Here is a 25711-nt window from a genome sequence, read left to right as displayed (position 1 = left end):
AAAGGCATGCAAACCGATACGGTTTGACGGCAACGGATACAGCGACGAGTGGGTGGAAGAAGCCGGAAGACGGGGCCTCGACTGCGAGAAGAGCTGTCCTGTGATCTTCGAGCGTTATCTCGACGATGCAAGCGTGGATATGTTTGAGAGCCTGAACGTGATGACAAGGAAGGAACTCGAAGCACGGAACGAGGTGAAATGGGATACCTACACGAAGAGAATACAGATAGAAGCGCGTGTGATGGGCGACCTGTCGCTGAACCATATCATACCGGTAGCTACCCACTACCAGAGCCGGTTGATAAAGAACGTGCAGGGGATGCGTAGCGTTTTCGACACTGACAAGGCCGAAAGACTGAGCGCACGCAACATGAGACTCATTGAAGAGATTGCCGAGCGCACGGCAAAGATAGAGCAAGGAGTGGCCGGACTGGTGGCTGCACGCAAGGTGGCAAACCGCATCAGCAACGAGCACGACAAGGCGATTGCCTACCACGACACCGTGGCGTCACGGCTGGAAGACATACGCAAGGAGATTGACAAACTCGAACTGATAGTGGAAGACAACCTGTGGACACTCCCGAAATACCGAGAACTGCTGTTCATCAGATAATTATAGAAAGGTATCGGCTATCTGCCACGTTACTGGAAATATCGTGGACAGCCGTTCACCAGACATAAAAGAAAGGAACCGGAAGCCGTAAGAGCTATCCGATTCCCTCGATTATAAAGCTATACAAATTTCTTTTCGAAGTTGTTTGAAGTTTGCCGCGTGGCCGTGTTGTGAAGCACGGTCACGCTTTTTCGTTACTCATAGCCGCCGTAGCCACCCTGAATGTCGTCGTCGGTGCCCGACTCTTCCTGCCGCTGCCTCTTCTTCGAACTGCTCATGTTTCCGAAATTCCACGTCAGCACGAAGTTGACCCTCGGGTCGCGCCAGTTCTTCTGATGACGGGTGAAGTCATCGCCGGCGGTAAACGTCTCCCACTTACGGGTTCCGAACACGTCGCGCCAGTTCACAGACAGTGTGAACATCTTGTTGAACAACGACTTGCGGACTCCCAAATCGAGGCTGGCGGTGGGCTTGCGGTGTCCCTGCGTGATGACACTGCGCGACCGGTAGTTGCCCGTTGCCTGCAAGGATATGTCGTAGGGAAGTATCAAACCGGCCAGAACACGTGCGTCCCACGAGAAATTCTCGTCCGGTTCGCCGGTTACCGTCGCCCCGTCAATCTCGTAGCTGAAACCGTCGAGCTTGTAGTAATAAGCGTTCAGGGTGGTAGTCAGGTCGAGAATGCGGAACAGTTTGTCTTTCAATATCAGCTCCATACCGGCGCTCCGGCTGCCCGTCACGTTTTCGTGTGTCGAGTACATGACACCGTCCACGTTCCAGCGGACGCTCTGTATCACATCCGTAGTGGGACGATAGTACGCTCCCAGAGACAGTGTATGGTCTGTCCATGTCTTCAAGTAGTTGAGCGAAAACGAGTTGGTATACTCGGGTGTCAGTTCGGGATTACCGAAAGACACCATAGACGCGTCGCGCGTGTTCCTGAAATTATTGAGCTGTCCGCCCCAAGGACGGCGCAGACGACGTGTGTAATTAAGCTGCAACTGCGATGTCTCGGTGAGAGGATAGTTGAGGAAAAGGCTCGGGAAGAGCTGGAAGTAGTCTTTCTTGAAAGGCTCGTCGCGCAGCGAAGCGTCGTGTTCCTGGTCGTAATCATAGCTCTCCGTGTTCACTTTCCAGTACTCTCCGCGCAGTCCGGCCATGATGCCGAGCTTGCCGAGCTTCGTCGTCATGGTGGCATACAGCGCGTGGGTATCCATGTCGTAGATGAAGCGGTTGAAGTAATCACGCTTCTGCGCCATGTCGTGTCCGTCCCAGTTGGCATTGTCTTCCCACAGTTCCTGCGGCGTGTTCTCGTGCGAGAAGCGCCCGCTGTATCCCGCCTCGACCTTTATGTTCTCCGTGATCTGGTTCTCATAGTCGAGCTTTGCCTCCCACGAATTGTTGTTGATGAGCATCGGCCTGTACTGGTACGCATACGCCGTGGGCGCCACCGGGTCGAAGTATGTGGTGCTGTCGCGGTAGTAATTGCTGTCATCGTTCTTCCATTTGTTATACGACAGGCTGAAATCTATCTTGTGCTTGTCGGTGAACGTGTGTGTATATCCAAGTTCCGCATTATACATGTTCATGTCTCCGCTGCCCTCGCTGCGGCGGAACATCACGTGAGAATCCATCGGGCTACCCACCGTTCCATAGTGATATGGAGTGAGAGACAGGTTATCACGCTTGCCGATCATGGTCATTCCGGATAGCGAGATGTCGTCTTTCTTGGTGAAGTGCCACGTCAGTCCGGCACGGGCGAAAAGGTTCTTTCCGTTGTGGTCGTCTTCAGCCTCATAGTTCTGATACGTGTTTTTTTCCGTATATGTCTGCTCACTGAGGGAGCCGCCCTTGTTTTTGCGCGAGCGGTAGCCGAGGTTCGCAAAGGCATCGAGCACTCCGCTCGAATAGTTTATGTTGGCTCCTGCCTGCCAGCCGCCCATGGTGTTCATTCCCGCGCGCGCCGATCCGTAGTATCCCGCCTTGCGGTCTCGTTTGAGCACGATGTTTATTATGCCGGCCGAACCCTCCGGACTGTATTTCGCGCTCGGGTTGTCTATCACCTCTATCTTCTCTATGCTCTCCGCGGGTATCTGCTGAAGGATCTCCGCACGGTTGTCGGTTGTAAGCCCGCTGGCCTTTCCGTTTATCCAGACCTCTACGCTGGAATTGCCCCGCAACGATATTTCGCCGTCGGTGGTTACTTCGACCGACGGTATGCTTTCGAGCAGATCGCTTGCCGAGCCTCCTGCCGCCGCGAGCACCTGGTCTACCGAGAAGGTCTTGCGGTCTACCTCAAGCTTCATCTGCGACCGCTGACCGGTGACCTTCACCTCTTTCAACGTCCGCGAATCCTCACCTATATATATCATGGGATAAGACACGGCCTTTGCCTTGTCTGTAATGGAAAAGTTGCGTGTGGCGTTCTTGTAGCCCACGAAAGACACCGTGAGCACATAGTCTCCCTTTGCCAGTCCGGTGACATTGAAGTGTCCGCGCTCATCGGTTATGGCTCCCTTGACCATCTTTCCGGTGGCCTGCCGCGACACACGGATATTCACAAAGGGCAGCACTTCATTGGTCTGCCTGTCTACTACCTTTCCCTTGACGGTGCCTTGGGCCACTGCCGCAACCGCACTCATCATCATCATCAATACCAATACTATTCGATTCATAACGCTTTATTGGACGATGAGAGCGGCAAAAGGTTTAAAACATACCATAAAAATCCCGCAGGAATGACTGTTTTGTCATTCCTGCGGGGTATTTCCGTTAAACTGAGCCGACAGTTCAGAGAAAAAATCATGGTTCAGTATTCTGGATATCGAGAAGAGCAACGACACTCCCAAATCATTACGCTTGAAGATATGGTAAACGTTAGAGCGTTCGCAAGGTATTCTCTCTGCCAGCCAGCATGCGTTGTGTCCTTGCTCAAAGAGCACCTCCTTTATTCTGTTTCCTATGTGCATATCTGTTTTATATTAAGGCAAGCCTATTTTTATGTCATTAATTTATGTATGCAAAGGTAACGAATTTAGACATAATTACATTTCACCCCCCGAAATAACTTTTATTAACATTATTAACGGTCATTGTGACTGTGCGGATCCAACAAGCAAGCACAAAAACAACATCAAGCAGTTGAAATTTCCGGCTTAAGCGACACTACGAACTTGGCTTTCCCGTATTGAACCCCGGAAAATAATCTTGAAAATCCACGCGCTCTTACATCACCACCGCTCCTCCGTTGGGCTGCATGGTGATTTTCAGTTTGCCCTTACCGCTCACTTTCGCCTCCTTAAGCGTCATTTCGGCCTCGATTTCCGTCCTTGCCGGTTTGTCAGAATAAACGCTTACGGCCTTGCCGACCATCATGGGAAGATCGAGCGTGAGGGTGAGCGGACGGGCTGTGGCGTTCAGTCCGGCCACATACCAGCGGTCGCCCGAGCGGCGCGCCATGACTACATAACGGCCCGGGTACCCGTCTATGAGCCTCGTCTCGTCCCACGCAGTGGGCACCGAGCGCAGGAAGTCAAGCCCGGCTGCGGGCAGTTCGTCGAGATTGTTAGGTTGCAGGGCTATGCACTGCACGCTCGTCTGCGTCACTATTGCCGCCGCCATCTCAAAGACATCCGTCGTGCGGCGCGGATGACGCCGCCTGTTGTCGCGCGACATGTATCTGTTCATTATAGTGCCGCCCCAGTCCATCGCCGCCACGGCATTGCGGCAGAAGGGATGCAGCGTGAGGTCGAAAGCCTCGCGGCCCGCATGCCAGTCGGAGAAATACACATTCTCCGATGCCAGCACGGCCTCGCTCGCCACGAAGTTGGGATACATGCGCTCCCACCCTCTTGGCAGCGTGCATCCGTGGAACACCACTTGCAGGCCGAAGTCGTTTGCGTCATACAGTATGTCTTCATACAACTGCATGGTATGCTGCTTGTCGCCGCCGAAGAAGTCGACCTTTATTCCCTTCACACCGATACTCTTCAGCCATGCCATCTCACGGCGGCGGGCGGCCACGGTGTTCATCCTGTTCTTGGGAGTCTGCGGCGCGTCGTTCTCAAACCCGTTCGAGTTGTACCACAACAGCAGACCCACTCCCTTGCCTAGGGCATACCTGCTCAACTCTGCCATGCGCTCGCGGCCGATGGTAGCGTCCCAGAAGTTGTCCACCAGGCAATACTCGTAGCCCATCTCGGCGGCCAGGTCGACGAACGCCACCTGGTCCTTATAGTTTATGGAGTTGTCCTGCCATATCAGCCAGCTCCACGTGTAGCGCCCCGGCCGGTATTCCTCCGACGGCTCGTATAGCGGCTCCACCACATCGTAGGCCACGGTTGTCTCGGCTATCGGCCGCAGGTTGTCGGCTACGGTGAGCGTGCGCCACGGCGTGGAACCGGGCAGCGCCATGCCGGCCGATGTCGTCCCGATACCGTTTGCCTCGCCAGCCATAGGGAAAGCTATGGCATATCCCGTCTGCGGGTCATAGTCGCTGAGATGGCAGCCCACATATCCGCCCGTGGTGCCGGTCTCGCTGACGAGCACCCATCCGCTATCGCCCACATGAAAAAGGCATGGGAACGTATAGCCCCGGCCATACTGCGAGCGGGTGTCCATCCTCGCATCGGCCGAGAACACCTCCTCGTAGCTCGGCTTGGTGCGCTTCCAGCCCACCATCGGGTCAGACTGAGGACTGATAAATGTGGTGGTGCCTTCGGGCAGGCGGAAGGCCGTGGTCTCGCTCTCCACTACCATACATGCCGTCTCGCCCTGCATGGGAAACGAATATCTGAAAGCCACATCGTTATCGGCCACCCGAAAGTTTATCGTCATGCGCTGCTTTCCGGCGTTCTCGTAGTAGATATCGAGCGTATTGGCCTTATAGCGTATCGAGGACGCCTTGGCATTTCTCATGACATACGTCGTGTCTATCTTTCCAGAGGCGTGTCCCGTCTGCGTGAGGGCGGCGCTGAAATCGCCGATATCGGCGCGCAACCCGAGCGACGAGCGCTCCACCATCACACGACCGTCATACGTCACGGAATACAGCGCCCGGCCGCCGTCGTCCTCTACCGTCACAACAAGCCGCCCGTCGGGCGATGCCACCTCAAGTGCCCGCGACGCGACGCACGAGGCAAACACCAATACCGCTGTAAGAAAATGTCTCATTGATTTTATATTCATGATTATGTCACTATGATTATTTTCGCAAAGATAACGCTTTTCCGGCAAAAGCCACAAAGACCGCAAGGATAATTATATCCGGGTGCGAAGAGTTCAGCGGTAAGATCCGGAGTGTACGGTTCATTGCAGCGACGGGTGAGCCACCATGCCTTGTAATTATCTTTACAAAACGGCTCCCATAATTCGTCTGTTTCAAAATAGAAATCCGTAGACAGGAAATATGCGGGTTTTGGACAACTTTGCGTAACACACTGTATATCAAATCGGTACAACCTCCGCGCATATTTTCCTCGCAAACCCCGCCTCACCTACCCGACAGTTTTTCCCATTTAGCGTCCCGTTGCGTTACGTTTAGCGTCTAAATGGAAGCCAACGGGACGCTAAACGCAACGCAACCGGCAATCAAACGGGCTCCAACGGGTGTCCCGTTGCAAAAAAAAGCCGCCTTCCGACACATTCCGGAAAGCGGCCTATCGCATTGTGTATCGCGATGCGTATCGCTTTTATTTTCTATCTCACGAAAAAACAAAGTGTTAAATACTTGACTTTATTTTTACTTCCGGTTTTCATCCACCGCCCTGTGCGGGCATGTATATTCCAATCGGCAAAACAGCTGCCGGCCGCAGCGGCACGTGCATCAGGCCTTTTAACATCGGGCACAACCCGGCACACGCCAGCCACGCAAAGCCACCAATCGGCATGATACAAGAACTATCCGACAGCATGCCAACCCGAACGGATATGGAAAAAAATAATCCTTTTCTTTCGGTTACTCATTTTTTTACCGTACCTTTGCATCCTGAAAGGCATCATGTCGCCCTGATAGTTCAATGGATAGAACAACTCTCTCCTAAAGAGTAGATCCGAGTTCGATTCTCGGTCGGGGTACACAGCCCACAAGATATCCCCCTTAATCTTAAAATCCAAGATTTCGCAAAGACAACTACCGGCAGGTGTAAGCGGCTCCGCCATACACTGTGCGTATACCGGCGATTCCGTTATACGCGACCCCGATGCCACGCCGCCTCATGGCATGACACCGAATCCGCAAAAAAACAGGCTATCACCTTAAAAGGTGAACAAAAGTCCTTTCCCCCGGCGAAGGGCCTCTTCATAGACACCGCACAATTCGTCATAGGCTTCCAGCCACTCATCACGCTCCACATCATGGAGCAACCCATCCGGTTCTACGACTTCCGCCCTGTCACGGTTATCCGACAATACCTTCCGGATATCCGGAACCTCATGACTTTCCACCAATCCCAAGCCCATCATACCGGGATCCACCTGCACACCATCCATCATTACACTTCTTCCCAATACGGCTATCCGTGGGTCTTCAAATAGGTCAAGCTGCCCGATGACATCATTCACAGCGTCCCAAAAACAGCCCAAGCCCATATCATCCTCCACATCATAACAGGACGTGAGCATAATGTCAAAATACACCTGAAGGTCAGGTTCGTCAAACTCGTCTTCCCAACCTTCATCCAAGGGCTCTCCCGTATATGGGGATTGCAACCCGTCATAATGCTCACAGATATACTGCCGTGCCACCTCGGGGTTTGCGACGCTGTCCCGCATGACAGGCTCGATAGCGCTGTGGAATGTCTCTGTGTCAAAGACAAACGCCTTATGTTCCATACTCATAACCTTACTTCATTTCAGTATTATAAACTATTGAAATATCAACAGCAACACCGGCAACCTGTCATGCAAAAAGCCAACATGACAAGCAGGCCTGCCGCAAGAAAGATTCATCGCACCCAGAAATTCTCCATGACAGACCGAGCGACACCGCGAACGAGAAGCCGCGGATGCTGTCGCCACCAAGAAGGAAGATTCGGAGCGACACGACCAAAGCGGCGGCCGGCGTATTGACGGCATGAGCCGGTGCCGGATTATGTGCAAAGAAAAAGCCGCCACATCTGTCACAGATGCGGCGGCCGGCATGTTATATATATAAAATCGTATTAGTTATTTCCGACAATCATAGTCGCAAACAGCCACGGCCTATGCCTGCTCTTCGTTGCGGGCACGCTTGCCCATGATGATATAGGCAAGAGGAGCCGCGATGAAAATCGAGGACAGAGTACCGAAGATGACACCGAGCAACATCGCGAACGAGAAGCTGCGGATGCTGTCGCCACCAAGGAGGAAGATGCAGAGCAACACGACCAAAGTGGTAGCCGACGTATTGATGGTACGGGCCAATGTCTGGTTCAGCGAATCGTTGAACAGTGACATGCGGTCACGCTTCGGATAAAGCTGGAAGTTCTCTCGTATACGGTCGAACACCACCACTTTATCGTTGATTGAATATCCGATAACGGTCAGGATGGCGCCGATGAACGTCTGGTCTATCTCGAGCGACATGGGCAGAAGTCCCCAAAGAGCCGAATACAGGCCGATAACCACAAGGGCATCAAGTGCCAATGCTATCGTGGAACCTACCGAATAGGCCACGTTATGGAAACGAACCAGGATATACAGGAAGATGGCTATCAAGGCGAATATAACGCTGACAACAGCTCCATAAGTGATATCCTTGGCCACAGACGGGCCGACCTTCGTGCTGCTGATAATCGAACCGCCGGCACGCACGTCGGGATTCTTGAACGCGTCGACACTCTTCTGGGTAACAAAACCCGACTTTGAAAGAGAGTTGAAGAGGATTGTCTCAGCCTCATCATCGATATTCGGATCGTTAGACTCTATCTTGTAGTTGGTGGATATACGGATAGTCTTGCCGTCTGTGCCGAGAGCTATCACGCTCACGTTGGCCTCACCGAATGCACCCTGCAATACGGGACGTATCTGCTCAGGCTCCACGCTTTTCTCAAGTTTCACGACATAGTTGCGTCCTCCGGTGAAATCGATGCTCTTGCTCAGTCCGCGAACTCCGAGACATACGGCGAACAACACTGCCGCCACGCCCCAGATGGTAAACGACTTCTTGGACATGCCCATGAAGTTAATCTTCGTGTTCTGAAGCATGTTGCGCGAGAAAGCGGTTGAGAATGTGAGGTCAAGCCACTTGTCACGGCTCATCTGATGCTCGTAGACAAGGCGTGTCATGTATACGGCGGTGAAGAACGAACAGCAGATACCTATTATCAATGTGGTGGCAAATCCGCGGATAGGACCGGTTCCGAACACATACAGGATGATACCCGTGATGACAGAGGTAAGGTTTGAGTCGAAGATTGCCGAGAATGCGTTGGCATATCCTTTCTTCATAGCCTCACGGACATTGAGACCGGCACGCAGCTCTTCTTTCGTACGCTCATAGATAAGCACGTTGGCATCTACAGCCATACCGAGCGCAAGCACGATACCGGCAATACCGGGCATGGTAAGCGCGGCCTGGAACGACGTGAGAATACCCAAAGTGAAGAAGAGGTTGAAGAGCAAGGCAATGTTTGCCATCATACCCGGAATGACGTTATACAGCACAAGCATGTAAATCATCAGCAGAACGAAAGCGACAGCAAACGAGATTACACCCTGCTGGATGGACTGCGCTCCGAGCGACGGGCCTACGACTTCTTCCTGCACGATACGTGTAGGAGCGGGCATCTTACCTGAATTAAGAGTGTTGGCAAGGTCTTTCGTATCTTCGATGGTGAAGTTACCGGTGATTTGCGAGTCGCCTCCGGCAATCTCGCCGTTGACGCGCGGCGCACTGTATACAGTGTTGTCGAGGACAATGGCCACCGCACGGCCGATGTTCTGCTTCGTAATCTGTGCCCAGCGGCGTGCGCCGTCGGTGTTCATCTGCATTGAGACGCAAGGATGGCCCATCTGGTCGAAACCGTCTTTGGCGGTAACGATAACATCTCCCTCAAGCGGAGCACGGCCGGAAGGCTCGGTGACCTTGATTGCATTAAGCTCGTAAATCTCCGCACGCTTGTCAAACTCGGCGGGCTTCGCGCTCCAAAGAAGTTTGAGGTCGGCGGGCAATACCTGCGCGGCAATGTCTGAATAGATTATCTTGTTCACCTCGGCAGTGTCGCGGGCAACCGCATAACCTACCACGCTAAGGCTCTGGCCCTGCGAAGGCTGAAGCACGGAGAACAACGGATTCTGTTTCTTCAACAGCTCTGCCTGGCCGGCTCCCGCTGTCTTTTCATCTTTCTTGGTCTTTGCACCGAGAGCGGCTGCCATATCCGCCTTGGCGGTATCGGCTTTCACCGTGTCGGCCTCAACAGCGGCCGTAACAGCCGACGCCGTATCGGCGACATTGCCGGCAGCGGCGTACTTCTGGTTGAGCTGGGCGAGCAGAGGTACGATCTCCTGGCTGTTATATGTCTCCCAGAACTCGAGGTTAGCGCTACCTTGGAGGAGCTTACGCACACGCTCCGGCTCACGGATACCCGGCATCTCGACCATTATACGGCCGGAACTGCCTTCCATTTTCTGGATATTGGGCTGAACAACGCCGAACTTATCGATACGGTTACGCACAACGTTAAACGAATTGTCTACGGCAGATTCCACTTCGGCACGCAAGGCACGCTCCACTTCGGCGTCTGTGCTCTGGGTGCTAACCTTGCCTTTCATCTGTTGTGTAGCGAAGATCTCTGCCAGACGGTGGCCGGGAGCATTCTGCCTGTAGTACTTGATGAACAGAGAGATGAAGTCGTCCTGACTCGTCTCTTCCTCCTTCTTCGCTTGTTGCATTGATTTTACAAACGCGGCATCAGTCTTGTGATCTGCGAGCACTGCGACAACGTCGGGTACCGAAACCTCAAGAATCACGTTCATACCGCCCTTCAAGTCAAGTCCGAGACCGATTTCCATCTCACGACATTGCTTCAACGAGTAAGTTCCGAAATACACTTTCTCGTTTTTCAGTGAGTCGAGATATTCCTGTCCTGCCTCTTCGCCCATCGCGGCCGCCTTGTTTTCATAGTGGCGTGTCACGAAAGAGAATGACAGATAGAATATGCACACGAGCATGAGGAGAAGTGCGATAAACTTTACAATTCCTTTGTTCTGCATTTTCTTAATTATGTTATTTTAATTATTATTTCCCTATTATAGGCAATTTAGCTTGCAAATATAGCTATTTTTTTACATTGTGAAAAATTTATTGCTTATTTTCACGCTTTTTTTAGCGTTTGGGCGGCATTTTTATCCAACAATATATAGGATAGTGGTCGGAAGCGTCAAATTTGCTGTCAACCGTGCAATTATACGGTGTTAAGTCGTTGGAGCACATTATATTGTCTATCCTTACGAAGAAGCCTTTCAGATTATAAGATATGCCCAGCCCGCGGCCGGTGGCCACAAAACAGTCGGTAAGTCCATCGGCGACAGTACGCCTGGTATACGAAATCGGATTGTCATTGAAATCCCCACAGACAATGATGGGATACTGCACATGGTCTACAATGTAGGCATGCACGGCATCGGCCTGGGGCGCCCGAAGGCACACTGCGTCACTGAGCTTGTTCAGCAGTTTCTTCGACTCTTCCCGAACGGTGTCACGCCCCATCTCTCCTTTCAGCATTGTCTTGTACATGCCACGCTCGGCAAGCGACAGATGGTTGCTCTCGAAATGATTGTTTATCACTATCAGCGTGTCGCTCCCCCTTTGGAGATAATAGGCCACACTGCCGTTACCGCGGGAATCATATTCGATGCGCTCTTTTCTTATTATCGGATAACGAGTGTATATGCCCACTCCGTTGAGAGCGGTATATCCCACATGCGTGGTGTCCATGTATTCATATACCTGCCTATACTTTGCAAAGGTGCCGCGCCATGTGTCTATGTCCTCTTGCAGGCACACGATATCGGCATCGCTCCGCTTGATATATTCGTATATCATGTCGAACGAGTTGTCGTAACGCGGACTGCCATCATATGACTGCACGTTGTACGAAAGCACCTTGACCACATCTCCGTCAGGAACTTCCGACGGGATGTTAAGCGGCATATATACGCTGACAGGCCCATAAGCCAACACATACCCCGCAACGGGAATGAGCGCGTACCTGAACTTGAATATAAGCCAAAAGAAAAGGAAAGCAAGGTTTATCAGTAAAAAAACGGGAAACGCCAACCCCAAACATGAAAGCACGGAGTGGCTGACAGGGTCGAAGCGGTCTGCATTACCCAACACAAGCATGACGGCGACCGTAGCGATATTTGCCCCGGCCACCATCCGCAATGTAAAGGTCTTAAGCTGCTTAATCATTATTGCTGTTGTCGAAGAGCTTTTTCTTCTCCTCCTTTGTCAGACTGTCGTATCCGCTCTTGCGGATCTTATCCAGAATGCGGTCTACTTCTTCCTGCTCGGCTTTCTTGCGGGCGTTGTATTCCCAGTCGGTCTCCTTGGCTCCGCCTTTCTCTACGTGCATGGTTACGGAGTCACGGCTCTTACGCTTTTCGAAATTGTGCTTCAGCCTGTCGAAAAAACCATTGCCCCCGTCGCTGCCATGGAATGTATACTGACGACCGCGCCAATACCTGATAAGCAAAAATCCGAAAAGCATTCCGCCGAGATGGGCCATGTGAGCCACACCGTCGCCACGCGAGCCAAGCGCCGACCACAACTCGATAAGTACATAAAACATCACCAGCCACTTGGCTTTCACCGGCACAGGAAGAGGAAAGATGAACATTCTCTCGTTTGGGAAAAGCATTCCGAAAGCCAGCAATATGGCATAAACGGCACCCGAGGCCCCGATCGTGGTCCAAAGGTTAAGCTGCCCGGAAAGCATCCCTCCCACACGGAAAAGGTCAAAAAAGCCAACGACAGGCTCTTGGGCGCTCACCATAAAATAGAAAGAGACGAACTGCGCCAGCTCCTGCATCACTCCGGCACCGATGCCGCAAACCATATAATAAAGCAGGAAACGACGCGGCCCCCATACATTCTCTATCACACAGCCGAACATCCAAAGCGCGAACATATTGAAAAGCAAGTGCATGAAACCGGCATGAAGGAACATATAGGTCACCAACTGATAGACACGGAAGTCACTCGCCATAAAAAAATGGAGCCCGAACAAAGACGCCAGATCCATGCCGCGCAACGCCAATACCTGCGTGGCAAAAAACACCAGTATGTTGATTATCAACAAATTTTTCGTTATCGGGGGAATATTGCGCATACCTTAATATATTTCTTTATTTAGACATAAATCCTTTTAAGCAACCGCAAAATTACGAAAAATATCCGTCAAACAGCATCCAAGCCCCTATCCGACTATTATTTTTCCATAAAAATGTCACTTTTTTAATTATTTTGTTTGTATTCTGAATTGTTTACCCTATATTTGCCATGCAAAAGTGTGCAATTATATTTTAAACATCAATATTCAATTTAAAACAAGGTTATGAACAAAACAGAATTAATCGAGAAGATCGCAGCAGGTTCAGGTCTTGCCAAGACCGACGCCAAGAAAGCTCTTGACGCTACCGTTGCCGCAATCAAAGAGGCTCTCGTCGCAGGTGACAAAATTGCCCTCGTAGGCTTTGGTACATTCAGTGTAAACGAGCGTCCCGCACGCGAGGGTATCAATCCCGCCACAAAGGAGAAGATACAGATTGCAGCCAAGAAAGTGGCTAAGTTCAAGGCCGGAGCCGAGCTGGCTGACGCTCTGAACTAATCAAAATAACACAAACATAAAATGCCGGGGAGTTTCCGTCTGAAACTCCCCGGCATTTTATGTTGGATACAAATATTTTAATCCGTATGAGAACGTCCGTCCGGCTATCACCACCGGACGGACGGGTTCTTACTGTTTGCCCACGGCTACGGTCTTGCCGCCTACTATATATATTCCGGCAGGAAGTCCGGCAGTAGCGGCACCGGCATCAACCCTACGGCGCAGACATATTCCCTGCAATGTATACACGTCAACGAGAGCGTCCGTGCCTGTCATTATATCTTCAATGCCCGACGGCTCCGAATAATCATCCGAATCAGTGAGGTACACTTTGTCTATGACGAGCGGGCTGCCGCCAACCGACCAGAAACCGACTATATACACATGGGAAGGGTCGAACTTGACTTTCGTACCGTCGTCATTTGTCTTATAGGCCTCATGCAACTTCACAACAACCTGCCGGCTGCCTTTGATATCATAAGTGGCCGGCTTTGTCCAATAGCTGTTCTCGTCGAAAAGCCGCAACGAGAAACTGCCTGTTTCTGTATTTCCGAATTTCGCGACAAGATATTTGTAGCCCGAGAGATCCACCCCATTGCCGTATGTCCATCCGCCAAAACCGTATCTGCCGGTTATCAATGTGCATGTATTCTCATTGAAAGAGCCTGCCTCCCAGATATTCGGATTAAACAGACTTTCCGACAATGGGAATGTGGTGGCTATGACCTGCGTTGTATAAGAGCATCTGTGACCGAGCGGCCCCGTATAGCTTACGGTGACCGTGCTCTCACCGTCTCTTAATGCCTGCATACGGCCATTAACGATATGTATCACCTCCGGATTGGCGCTACAGTACTCGGCGGCCATTGTTACATCTTCCGTATGGCCGTCAACGTATACAGCCTTTATCGTCACGGACGAGGATGTGCCTGTAAGCAACGTAACCTTATCACCACCATCGACGGCCAGCTCTTTCAGCGTGAGCGACTCCTCACTGTACCCGGCAAAGGAACTGTCATAATACACGTCCTCATCATAAGCCGGCTCGGTGGAGAACCAATCCACGTCAACATATCCGCCGGAGTCTATTGTGGCATAATTGAATATAGCGAACTTGTTGCCCGTGAACACCGTCAGGTTGTATTTCATCTCAAATTCATCTCCAAACCGTTTGTAGTTTACGTTATCCGTACTGTACCAGAACGTTGCCTTGGATGTATTGTAGTTTGCGACGGCACGGAAATACACGATGTCTTTATCCACAACCGGCCCCACAAGCTCTTTCTTTCCTTCTCCGGATGTCAGGGAAGAAGAGCCGTATACGATATGCTTTTCGCCTCCTGCTACCTTAACCCCGACAAAAGCATAAGGGTCCTGGAATACGGACAAGCCGGCCACATCACCGTCTTTCATTGAAGAGATGTCCATCTTCACCGTGCCGTATGAATGGGCAAGGTCGTCCGCATATCCCATTATTCGCTGGGTGAGGGTATTTTTCGCCTCATGCAATCCCCCGCACGTGCCGGCCGTATACAGCCTGAGATACCCGGCACGCTCTGTAAGCGACCACCTGGACCTGTCGGGATTGTGGTTCCATCCCCACTGCATGCCCAACTTGTAGTGTCTGAAATTATCGTTGGTAGGCAGCTGGCATATAGGATATTCCCTGCCAACGTCAGGTTTTCGGTATGTCGCCACCCCCTTTCCGTTCTCTCCTATCTCGGGCCAACCGTCTTTCCAGGAAACAGGTTGCAGGTTCGGCAGGCGGCCGTAGGCGCCGCGGTCGGCGAAAAGCATCGTCCACCACTCTCCTGCCTGTGTCTGCACCAACGCTCCCTGATGGATGTTGCTGTCGTCTATGAGTTTCTTCTCCTCGTAAGGGCCGTATATGTCCTTTGACCTGAACACCGTCTGGAATGCCGGCCAACCGCCATAAGTGGCATAAATATAGTAATAACCGTCTTTCTTATACAGTTTGCTGCCTTCCAATCCCTCACGGAAAGAGTATGACGCCACCTCTTTGTCGCCGCCCGGCACCTTATTGAAATCGTCGTCCACCTCGGCAATGCGCAACTTGTTAATTCCATACACAACGTATGTCTTGCCATTATCGTCAAACAGAATGCCCGGGTCATAGAAGCCTTCCTTCAATTTTCTCATCTCCCACTCACCGTCTATATCCGTTGTCGTGAGCAAATAACCGCCTTCATCAAGAGTAGAGAACAACATATAGAACTTTCCGTCACGATACTGCAGTGCCGTGGCCCACTGGCCGCGCCCATAGCGGTTTTGTCCGTTTTCAAGGTTATATGCGTCAGACAGCTCTATACGTTCGAGCGGATTGCAGCAATACTCCCAGTTGACAAGGTCGCGCGATTTCAGTATGGTTGCGCCCGGGAATATATGCATCGTTGTGGAAACCATGTAATACCAGTCGTCGACACGGATCACATCAGGGTCGGGAAAATCTCCGAAGATGACCGGATTGGTATAAGTGCCGTCGCCATTGTCGCTATGTGACAGGAAGGTGAAGTCCGGCCGCGGATAGTTTTCCTCCGCATAATCCAGGTACCAGTGATACACCGGCCACGGGCAAGCCTCCGGGTCGGTAAGGAAAGTATACTCCTCACCCGGAGCCGGAGCCTCATCCTTAAACTTGGCAAGCCATTCCGGACCGGTAAACAGCAGCCAGCTCACATTTTCCGAAGCATCGATTATCTTCTTGAAATTCGCTCCGAACCCGCTGCCTCCGGCCGTTCCGGTATGCTCTTTACCCCAGGAGGCGTCATATTTCTCATCGGCCCAGTCCATCTCCGTAACGCATATAGGCGCAAAATCGGCCACAGGCTTCACATCCTCGTCCCATCCTTTCTGGAAATCAGCATAGCCGTTGCCGCTGCCAAACCATCCCGGATAGATATGCACGGCATAGCCGATGTTGTCTCCCTCAATCGGATTTACGGCGTAGCCCTTGTAAAGCGACTGATAACCGAGACCCGGTATCCACAATATATTATCGCATCCCTGCCCGCGGATGCCATCCACCACCTTCTGGAAATACTCCTTGAGCTTATCAAAATGTGCCTGGGACGACGCGCCGTAAGTACCGTCCGAGCCGAGTATCAGTATCGGCTCATTGGCAAGCTCGAACATAATATTGGGATGGTTCTTCAACTTCGGGTGCGCAGCTACTGTTTTCCATACCCTTTCAAGATATTTGTGATACAAGTCGTTCACCTTTATCTTCTCGGGGCATACCCCCGGCGGGCGCATGATTACATACAGTCCTTTGGATACCGCATACTCAGCCATGGGGATGAACACCAGGTCAAGATATTTCTCAAACCTCACACTGCTGTATGCCGAAATATCGCTCTCGCCCGTAGTCGGCAATCCCGGCACATTAGACCAATACGGATCCATGTGCAGACGGATGAAGTTCATCTTCCAGCCGGCTTTGAGAATATCGTCGATGAGTCCCTTGTTGTACCTCAGGCATCCTTCAACATCATAATTGGTCCAGTATTTCCCCCTCTCGTTGAACCACGGGCTGTACGTCTGCGCAAACCCGTGCAGGTTCACGATATTTCCGTGTGTGTCTTTGAGATAGCGGCCTTCCACATGCAGCCGCGGCATTGCCATGTTCTCCCATGCCTCAATGCCTTGGGAAAAGACCAACAGGCACAGAACCGCCATAAGACGGTAAAATGTTCGTTTCATAATATACATTATTTTATTAGCAGTTAATTTCCTTTTTCCACCATGCCGGTATAATGTCTGCAATATTACAAATATAAATCGAGAAAAATGATGACGAATATCACCAATAACCCATGTCACAACATATAATAAAACTTATGCAACATAAACAAATATCATACGGAACATTATAACAAAATTAAGAAACGGCAATTGACGGACATTGGCAATAAAAACAGTACCTTTGCAGATACTAACCAATATGATATTTATATGAGAAGAATAGCAACCGCTTTATTCTGTATGGCGTTGGCCTTGCCAGAAGCGACGGCACAAGACAGGCTTTACCGCAACACTTTCCCGTTAGGACAGGTGAAACTTACGGGCGGCACATTTCGTCACGCCCAGGATCTGAACGTGCGGACACTGTTGAAATACGACACCGACAGGCTCCTGGCACCGTTCTTGAAAGAAGCCGGCCTCGAGCCGAAAGGCGAAAGCTTCGAGAACTGGAAAGACTTGGACGGCCATGTAGGCGGACATTACCTGTCGGCTTTGGCCATACACTACGCCGCCACGGGCAACGAAGAGTGCAAAAGGCGAATGGACTACATGATAAGCGAGCTGAAACGCTGCCAGCAGAAGCACGGCAACGGATACGTGGGCGGCGTGCCCAACGGCATGAAAGCGTGGGACGAGATAAAGAAAGGCAATGTCGGCATAGTGTGGAAATACTGGGTTCCATGGTATAACCTCCACAAAACGTATGCCGGACTGCGTGACGCTTGGGCATACGGAGGCAACGAGGAGGCCAAAAAGATGTTCCTCGACCTCTGCGACTGGGGGATTACGATCATATCCCCGCTGAGCGGCGAGCAGATGGAGCAGATGCTGGGAAACGAGTTCGGAGGCATGGACGAGGTATATGCCGACGCTTACCAGATGACAGGCGACACCAAATACCTTGACGCGGCAAAGAAGTTCTCACACCACTGGCTGCTCGACAGCATGGCCGAAAAGAAAGACAATCTCGACAACAAGCACGCAAATACGCAGGTGCCGAAAGTTGTCGGCTATCAGCGTATAGCCGAGATGAGCGCGGTCGCCGGCCGCAAGGATGACGAAAAGCTCTATACCGATGCAGCCGACTTTTTCTGGAACACCGTTGTCTACAACCGTTCGCTGGCACTCGGGGGCAACAGCCGCCGCGAGCATTTCGCCACGGCAGACGACTGCAAAAGCTATGTTGACGACCGTGAGGGTCCCGAGTCGTGCAACACCAACAACATGTTGAAGCTCACCGAAGGGCTCTTCCGCATGAATCCGTCGGCAAGCTACGCCGATTTCTATGAGCGCGCGATGTTCAACCACATTCTTTCGACGCAGCATCCCGGCCACGGCGGTTACGTGTATTTCACGTCGGCACGCCCGGCACACTATCGAGTGTACTCCGCGCCGAACAGCGCCATGTGGTGTTGCGTAGGCACTGGAATGGAAAACCACGGCAAGTACGGCGAGTTCATATACAGCCACGCAGGCGACTCGCTGTTTGTCAATCTCTTCGTGCCATCGGAAGTGCACTGGAAAGAAAAAGGAATAACGCTCACACAGGAGACGGACTTCCCAGAAAAGGAAACCACACGCCTTGTCGTACACACCAAAAAGGCCGTAAAGGCGAAACTGCTCATACGCCACCCGTGGTGGAGCGAGAGCGGAAAGATGACGGCAATGATAAAAGGCAAGGATTATGCGGCCGGTTCACAACCGTCGTCATACATCACGATAGACAGGAAATGGAAAGACGGCGATGTCATCGACATTACCATGCCAATGAAGATTACGGTCGAGGAATTGCCCAACGTACCTAACTATATCGCCATCATGCGCGGCCCGATACTCATGAGCGCCAATATGGGCACTGAAAGACTCGACGGCCTCGTGGCCGACAACAGCCGGTGGGGACACATCGCCCACGGACCGCTGAAATCGGTATTCGACACCCCGCTGATAATCGGAAGCCGCGACGACATACGTAAAAAGGTCGAAGCCATGCAGCCCGTGCCGGGCAAGAGCCTGTGCTTCACAGTGCCGGGATTGTTCACAGGCAAGTTTGCCGACCTGGAACTCGAACCCTTCTACCGCATGCACGATTGCCGGTACATGATGTACTGGCTGTCTATGACCGACAAGGAATATGCCGACTACCGCAAAACGGTGAAAGAGGAAGAAGAGCGCCGCCTGCTGCTCGACAAGCGAACGGTAGACGCCGTAGCCACGGCCGAACAGCAGCCTGAGGTCGACCACAAGATGAAACACGACAAATCAAACACCGGTTTCCACGACGGCCGTGCATGGCGCGATGCCCGTGACGGCGGATTTTTCGAGTACAACCTCATCACCGAGGGTCAGAACGACCTCACACTGTGGGTTCAGTATTGGGGAAATGAGAAAGGAAACCGCAGTTTTGACATCCTGATAGACGGCAAACCGCTTGCCGAGGAAAACCTCGCCGGCAAGTGGAACAAGAACAAGATAATGGTGGCCGAGTATCCGATACCCGAAAGCATGACCAAGGGCAGGCAGTCTGTCACGGTGACATTCCGCAGCAAACCGGGCAATATTGCCGGAGGAATATTCCACGTAAGACTACTGAAAAAACTGTAAATACTTAAAGAGACCGCCAAATGGCGGTCTCTTTAAGTATTTAATCAGGCATTATAAATTATGAATTAAGCAATCAAGGCTGCTTGCCGATGTAGGCGAGGATACCGCCGTCCACATAGAGCACGTGGCCGTTGACGGCATCGGAAGCCTTCGATGCGAGGAACACTGCCGGTCCGCCCAGTTCCTCGGGCTCGAGCCAGCGTCCTGCCGGGGTCTTGGCGCAGATGAAACTGTCGAACGGATGGCGGCTGCCGTCTGCCTGGCGCTCGCGTAGCGGAGCTGTCTGCGGAGTGGCGATATAGCCCGGGCCGATGCCGTTGCACTGGATGTTGTACTCTCCATACTCCGAGCAGATGTTGCGTGTGAGCATCTTCAGTCCGCCCTTCGCTGCCGCGTATGCGGATACTGTCTCGCGACCCAGCTCGCTCATCATAGAGCAGATATTGATGATCTTGCCCTCGCGACGCTCCATCATCTCGGGAAGCACGGCCGAAGCCACGATAAACGGCCCTACGAGGTCTATGTCGATGACCTGCTGGAACTCGGCACGCTTCATCTCGTGCATCGGTATGCGCTTGATGATTCCCGCATTGTTGACGAGGATGTCGATGTTACCCACCTCTGCGTGGATTTTCTCCACAAGAGCCTTGACATCGTCTTCCTTTGTCACGTCGCACACATAACCGTGCACATTCTCTATGCCGGCCTCTTTGTAGTTTGCCAATCCCTTTTCGAGAGCGGCCTCATTAATGTCGTTGAAGATGATGTTCTTGATGCCTGCGGCCACAAACGCCTTGGCGATGTTGAATCCGATACCGTAAGAAGCGCCGGTGATCCAGGCATTTTTACCTTCCAATGAAAAAATGTTCATGTTAAATATTAAATGTTAGATGGTAGATGTTAAATAGTAGATGTCAAACGCTATATGGCAGACGGGAAATGACATGCAGCGTCCAAGCGCTATCATACGCAAAGGCACAACACCTGCCGTTTCCCGTCTCCCGTTTTTATTTAAGGTCGGTGATAAGCGAGAAGTCCTGGTCGCCGTAGTCGAGGTTTTCTCCTCCCATACCCCAGATGAAAGTATAGTTGTGTGTCGCCGCGGCGCTGTGGATGCTCCACTCGGGCGACAGTACGGCCTGATCGCCTTTCATCCATACGTGGCGGGTCTCGTCAACCTCACCCATGAAGTGGCAGACAGCCTGATCTTCGGGTACCTCGAAATAGAAGTACGCCTCCATGCGGCGGCTGTGCACGTGTGCCGGCATCGTGTTCCACACACTGCCGGGAGCCAGTTCGGTCATACCCATCTGCAACTGGCATGTGGGCAGCACCTGACTGACGAGCATCTTGTTTATATCGCGCTCGTTGCTTGTTGCCAGCTCGCCCATGTGCGCCACCACGGCATCTGCCTTTGTCACCTTCTTGCAGGGATATGCGGTGTGCGCCGTCACGCTGTTGAAGTAGAACTTGGCCGGTTTCGAGCCGTCTTTGCTGGCAAAGAGCACGTCGCGGTCGCCGCGGCCGATATACAGAGCCTCCTTGTATCCGAGTGTGAAAACCTCGTCGCCAACGGTCACCGTGCCCTCGCCTCCCACGTTGAAGATACCGATCTCACGGCGTGTGGTGAAGTACTCGGCTTTGAGCGGGTCGATGGCTTTGAGCTTCAATGTCTCTGCCACGGGCATTGCGCCGCCCACCACCATGCGGTCATACATCGAGTATACCATGTTGACCTCGTCTGCGGCAAACACTCTTTCTATCAGAAAATCACGGCGGATGCGTGCCGTGTCATAGCTTTTCGCGTCTTCCGGATGTGCGGCATAGCGAATCTCATAATTTGTTTTCATAAATTAATATATAAGTTTTTAATTGTAGTCTTCTGCAAAGATAGCGCAAGCCGAACGCGGCGAAAGCTTGTTTTCTGTCGCTGAGGCGAAGCCTATCTTCTGCAAAGATAATAATTTAAAACCGAACACGGGCAATATGCCGGTGAACTTTCATCAATAATATTTATTTAACACCGTGTTCATGACAAAAACAAATGCCGGCACGCCACGATCCGATATCGCGTTGTGCCGGCATCCATTGCCTTTATACACAGTCTATGCGTCAGTCTTCATCCTGTCCCCAAAGGTCGAAACCATGGTCTTTTGAGTCTGCCACCGGGGGAGCCGGCTCGTCATTGCCGAAACCAAGACCCGAGTCGCCCCATATATTTTCGATAGATGCCGCTATCATCGACTCCATTTCTACATTCATTATCTCTGTTGCCGGAGCTATATAATTCTTTTTCATGTCTTCAATCGCTTAATAATGTTTGTTTGATTACCTTTCGGCATATTATTTTATTATCACTTTCTTTCCGTTCTTTATGTAGAGGCCCTTTGTTGCCTTTGCGCTGTCAACACGCTGTCCGGCAAGGTTGTAAAGAGCGTCGTCGGCCTGCTTCTCCACGAATACGCCGTCTATTGCCGTCACCTCGTTGCCGCCTATCACGAGACGCACGATCCTGGCGTTGGCCGAAGCGTCGTTGGCCTTGATGTAAGCGCGCGTGCCGGCTATGGTAGTCTCTCCAGCGGAGCGGTACACCTTGTCGTCGCTGATGAAATAGTCGCCCTCGGCAATCTTCGTCGTTGCCAGATATGAGCCTGTGAAACTGAAATTAGCGCCCGGCACCACAGCGTCTGCCACGGCCTTTACACTCTTATCGGCAAACTTATATGTGGTTCCGGCAGCAGATGTCTTCAACAGCACGGGAGTGTGAGCCTTTATACCGGCATTCCCTGCAATGTTAAAGGCTACAGCCACTTTATCCGCATCGGCACTGTTCTCCGAGAACTCAGCCACTTTAACGTCATCACCAAACGCAGCCTTGGCCTCAGCATCGGTAATATCGAACGGAACAACAAACGTATTCCATACATCGGCCTTGATGACACGGTTAAGAACAACATCCACATTATCCACGTCCGTATCCAACTTGAATATCTTTTTACCGTCTACTGTTATCGCTCTTCTGTAAAGTTGGAGTTTGGTGATAGTTGTTTCAGGAGTACCCCAATTCATTTTTATTCCCTGCAAATGAATGAAATCCACCTTTTTATCATTATTATTATCCGCTATATGCGGAATATCTTTGATTTTTATGACAAGTTTTCCATTCTCACCAATCACCGCATTCGGTATCTCACAAATAGATCCGGTTTCTACACGGTTATACATGAAACGGAAACTTCCGCCGGGGGTACCTTCCACACGAATCTCATCATAATCAGTTATATCAGCAAAATTATTATCAGGGACATTACCGCTTCCGTCACCCCAAACTACATTTCCTTGCACCAATGGAGTATTCAGGTTTACTACACCACCGGCTCCAAGCCCCGTAACGACGGCATCTGCTCCCGGAGTTGTCCAACTTTGATAAAGAGTAGCGTCAAGATTAGTAAGGAACATCGCGTCAGGATCCACTGTTGATGCGGCCTTCTTAATCAATTTTATTGAAGTGACAGTACCATTCGGACTGCCCCAATTAGTCTTTATAGAATTAAGATGTACGAATGTCACCTCATCATTATTACCATCAACCTTACACCCTTCAAGATTTATAATAACTTTTCCCGACTCTCCTACCGTATAGTTGTTTTCTTTTAAAGGTCCTTCATTACCTTTACGGTTATACATTACACGAAGCTGCAAACCCTCTGTAGCCTCAATTTGCAGTTCGTCATATTCAGAAATGTCTGCATAGTTCAGATAACCGACACTACCATCTCCATATACCGTCGTACCGCTGCCTATTTCTTTACCTAACTCAAAAGCACAACCAACCACTGTACTTGTTGGCACAGCCGTCTCATCATCCGTCGTCCAGTTTTTAAAGAAACTCTGGTCAAGGTCAACAATGACATCTTCTCCCTGTGCCATCGTTTTTGTCACACACACCGTCATGAGTGCCATAAGCACCATGCACGTTCTTTTTAAGTTTTTCATCGTTTAATTTTTTTGATAAAGATAAATGTTAATTACTATACTATAATATGTGCCGCCCGAAATGTAAAAAAACAACTACTGACTACCACGGTGCGGCAGGCCAACGTCTGTTTAGTTCTCAAACTGCCGTTTCGCTTTCGCAAAAATATCTAAAAAGACACATTTTTACCCCTCCAGAATGCAAAAATACGTTAATAGATACATATATAAAACATTTTAAGACCTCAGTGAAACAATATGCGGCACCCGCAAACTTGCCCGACACCCTTTTTTATTATACCTTTGCACACATGCCACCGACAAGGACGGCACATAACCACATACAATCAAGAATACAAAAGGCATGGAAGAGAACAGCGAACTGAAACTGGCATGGGACTTCGTGGAGAAGACCGGGTGCAACATTTTCCTCACGGGGAAGGCCGGAACGGGAAAGACCACATTCTTGCGAAACCTGCGCGAGCGGTCGCCCAAGCGCATGGTGGTGCTCGCCCCCACGGGCATAGCGGCCATAAACGCCGGCGGAGTGACGATACACTCATTCTTCCAGTTGCCCCTGTCGCCGTTCGTGCCGGGCGCGTCGTTCGGAGGCCGCGAGCAGAAACGATACAAGTTCGGCAAGGCCAAGCGAAACATCATCAAGACGCTTGACCTGCTTGTGATAGACGAAATAAGCATGGTGCGCGCCGACCTGCTCGACGCCGTCGACAGCGTGATGCGCCGCTACCGGGCGCACAACCTGCCGTTCGGCGGCGTACAGCTGCTGCTCATCGGCGACCTGCAACAGCTTGCGCCCGTGGTGAAAGACGACGAGTGGGAGATGATGAAGAGCTACTACGACACCCCGTTCTTCTTTTCGAGCAAAGCGCTCAACAACGCAGGCTACCACACGATAGAGCTGCAGAAAGTGTACCGCCAGCAAGACAGCTCTTTCCTCGCCCTGCTCAACAGCATAAGGGAAAACCGGGCCGACGACAGAACACTGGCCGAACTGAACCGGCGCTACATACCGGGCTTCACTCCGCCACAAGGCAGCAACTACATAAGGCTCACCACGCATAACTACCAGGCACAGCAGATAAACGACCGCCAACTGGCACTGCTCGACGGAACGGCATGCGACTACCGTGCCTCCGTGGAAGGCACGTTTCCGGAAAGCTCGTTTCCGGCCGACGAGACGCTGACGCTCAAAGCGGGGGCGCAGGTCATGTTCATCAAGAACGACGTGAACAAGCGCTACTACAACGGAATGATAGGCGAAGTGGCCTTCGCCGGACGCGACATGATAAAGGTGGTGAGCAAGGACACCGGGGAGACGATAGACCTTGAGCCCGCCGAGTGGACCAACTCAAAATACGCTCTCGACGCCAAGACGAAAGAAATCACCGAGACGGTGGAGGGTGTTTTCCGCCAGTATCCGCTACGGCTGGCATGGGCCATCACGATACACAAAAGCCAGGGACTGACCTTCGAGCACGCCATCATCGACGCGTCGCACTCGTTTGCCCACGGACAGACCTACGTGGCGCTGAGCCGATGCAAGTCGCTCGAAGGCATGGTGCTGGGTGCCCCGCTGGGCCGCGAGGCGGTGATAAGCGACGGCACGGTGAACGAATTCATACGCAAGGCCGAAGCCAACCGCCCTACCGCCGACACCCTGAGCCGCCTTGAACGGGCCTATGTGGTGCAGATACTCGACGAGCTGTTCTCGTTCACCATGCTGCGGCAGGCCGCCGAGATGGTCACCCGCACGCTCACCGAGCACTTCTACAACAAGCACCACACCCTGCTCACCGAATACACGGCCATGCAGAACACGCTGACCGAACTGGCCGGCGTGGCGTCGAAATTCGGAGAGCAATACCGATGCCTGCTCGACATCAATCCCGACACCGCCCACCCGCTGCTGCAAGAGCGTGTGCACAAGGCG

15 protein-coding genes, 1 tRNA gene and 1 pseudogene are annotated in these 25711 nt (G+C 51.7%); 5 read left to right on the top strand and 12 right to left on the bottom strand.

From position 1 onward, the window contains the following. Nucleotides 1–613 (top strand): annotated as a pseudogene (locus MoGM_RS11060) (glutamine synthetase type III); the annotation flags it as partial. Nucleotides 614–807: 194 nt separating this feature from the next. On the opposite strand, the gene MoGM_RS11055 reads toward MoGM_RS11060, so the two are convergent. The 3 genes from MoGM_RS11055 to MoGM_RS11045 form a co-directional block, all read right to left on the bottom strand. Next, a complete protein-coding gene (locus tag MoGM_RS11055; RefSeq protein WP_104370108.1) occupies nt 808–3288 on the bottom strand; it encodes a TonB-dependent receptor domain-containing protein in 2481 nt (826 codons plus the stop codon). Between the two features lie 75 nt (nt 3289–3363). Further along, the gene (locus tag MoGM_RS11050; protein WP_104370107.1) at nt 3364–3582 is read right to left on the bottom strand and encodes a hypothetical protein; all 219 of its coding nucleotides are present in this window, start codon (nt 3580–3582) and stop codon (nt 3364–3366) included. 256 nt (nt 3583–3838) lie between these two features. Next, on the bottom strand, nt 3839–5785 hold the full coding sequence (locus tag MoGM_RS11045) for a glycoside hydrolase family 97 protein (protein ID WP_104370110.1): 1947 nt from the start codon (nt 5783–5785) through the stop codon (nt 3839–3841). Nucleotides 5786–6616: 831 nt separating this feature from the next. Between MoGM_RS11045 and MoGM_RS11040 the strand changes: the two genes are divergently transcribed. Continuing rightward, nucleotides 6617–6688, top strand: a tRNA-Arg gene (locus MoGM_RS11040). A gap of 180 nt (nt 6689–6868) precedes the next feature. On the opposite strand, the gene MoGM_RS11035 is transcribed toward MoGM_RS11040, so the two are convergent. The 4 genes from MoGM_RS11035 to MoGM_RS11020 form a co-directional block, all read right to left on the bottom strand. Further along, nucleotides 6869–7450 carry a hypothetical protein gene (locus MoGM_RS11035; RefSeq protein WP_104370106.1) on the bottom strand — a complete coding sequence of 194 codons (582 nt, stop codon included), beginning with the start codon at nt 7448–7450 and terminating at the stop codon, nt 6869–6871. A gap of 363 nt (nt 7451–7813) precedes the next feature. After that, nucleotides 7814–10804, bottom strand: a complete 2991-nt coding sequence (secDF, locus tag MoGM_RS11030; RefSeq protein ID WP_104370105.1) for a protein translocase subunit SecDF — start codon at nt 10802–10804, stop codon at nt 7814–7816. Between the two features lie 112 nt (nt 10805–10916). Beyond that, a complete protein-coding gene (locus tag MoGM_RS11025; protein ID WP_104370104.1) occupies nt 10917–12005 on the bottom strand; it encodes an endonuclease/exonuclease/phosphatase family protein in 1089 nt (362 codons plus the stop codon). After that, complete coding sequence (locus MoGM_RS11020; RefSeq protein ID WP_104370103.1) at nt 11998–12924, bottom strand: rhomboid family intramembrane serine protease; 927 nt, start codon at nt 12922–12924, stop codon at nt 11998–12000. The genes MoGM_RS11025 and MoGM_RS11020 overlap by 8 nt, the downstream gene beginning before the upstream one ends. 225 nt (nt 12925–13149) lie before the next feature. On the opposite strand from MoGM_RS11020, the gene MoGM_RS11015 reads away from it, so the two are divergent. After that, complete coding sequence (locus MoGM_RS11015) at nt 13150–13422, top strand: HU family DNA-binding protein (RefSeq protein WP_104370102.1); 273 nt, start codon at nt 13150–13152, stop codon at nt 13420–13422. Nucleotides 13423–13551: 129 nt separating this feature from the next. On the opposite strand, the gene MoGM_RS11010 is transcribed toward MoGM_RS11015, so the two are convergent. Continuing rightward, complete coding sequence (locus MoGM_RS11010) at nt 13552–17151, bottom strand: family 43 glycosylhydrolase (RefSeq protein ID WP_371410529.1); 3600 nt, start codon at nt 17149–17151, stop codon at nt 13552–13554. 243 nt (nt 17152–17394) lie between these two features. Between MoGM_RS11010 and MoGM_RS11005 the strand changes: the two genes are divergently transcribed. Next, nucleotides 17395–19785 carry a beta-L-arabinofuranosidase domain-containing protein gene (locus tag MoGM_RS11005; RefSeq protein ID WP_104370101.1) on the top strand — a complete coding sequence of 797 codons (2391 nt, stop codon included), beginning with the start codon at nt 17395–17397 and terminating at the stop codon, nt 19783–19785. A gap of 73 nt (nt 19786–19858) precedes the next feature. On the opposite strand, the gene MoGM_RS11000 is transcribed toward MoGM_RS11005, so the two are convergent. The 4 genes from MoGM_RS11000 to MoGM_RS10985 form a co-directional block, all read right to left on the bottom strand. Continuing rightward, nucleotides 19859–20656, bottom strand: coding sequence for a gluconate 5-dehydrogenase (locus MoGM_RS11000; protein WP_104370100.1), 798 nt, complete (start codon nt 20654–20656; stop codon nt 19859–19861). 136 nt (nt 20657–20792) lie between these two features. Beyond that, the gene (gene kduI / locus MoGM_RS10995; protein WP_104370099.1) at nt 20793–21635 is read right to left on the bottom strand and encodes a 5-dehydro-4-deoxy-D-glucuronate isomerase; all 843 of its coding nucleotides are present in this window, start codon (nt 21633–21635) and stop codon (nt 20793–20795) included. A gap of 262 nt (nt 21636–21897) precedes the next feature. After that, complete coding sequence (locus tag MoGM_RS10990) at nt 21898–22083, bottom strand: hypothetical protein (RefSeq protein WP_104370098.1); 186 nt, start codon at nt 22081–22083, stop codon at nt 21898–21900. A gap of 45 nt (nt 22084–22128) precedes the next feature. Further along, nucleotides 22129–23781, bottom strand: coding sequence for a hypothetical protein (locus tag MoGM_RS10985; protein ID WP_146078725.1), 1653 nt, complete (start codon nt 23779–23781; stop codon nt 22129–22131). A gap of 343 nt (nt 23782–24124) precedes the next feature. On the opposite strand from MoGM_RS10985, the gene MoGM_RS10980 reads away from it, so the two are divergent. After that, on the top strand, nt 24125–25711 hold a 1587-nt coding region (locus MoGM_RS10980; RefSeq protein WP_104370096.1), incomplete at its 3' end, for an ATP-dependent RecD-like DNA helicase.

Origin of the sequence: Prevotella sp. MGM1 (assembly GCF_002933775.1) — a bacterium.
In the GTDB taxonomy this organism is placed as follows: domain Bacteria; phylum Bacteroidota; class Bacteroidia; order Bacteroidales; family Bacteroidaceae; genus Prevotella.
Note: the sequence above shows the minus strand (reverse complement) of the source record. Positions and strands in the feature narration are given on the sequence as shown.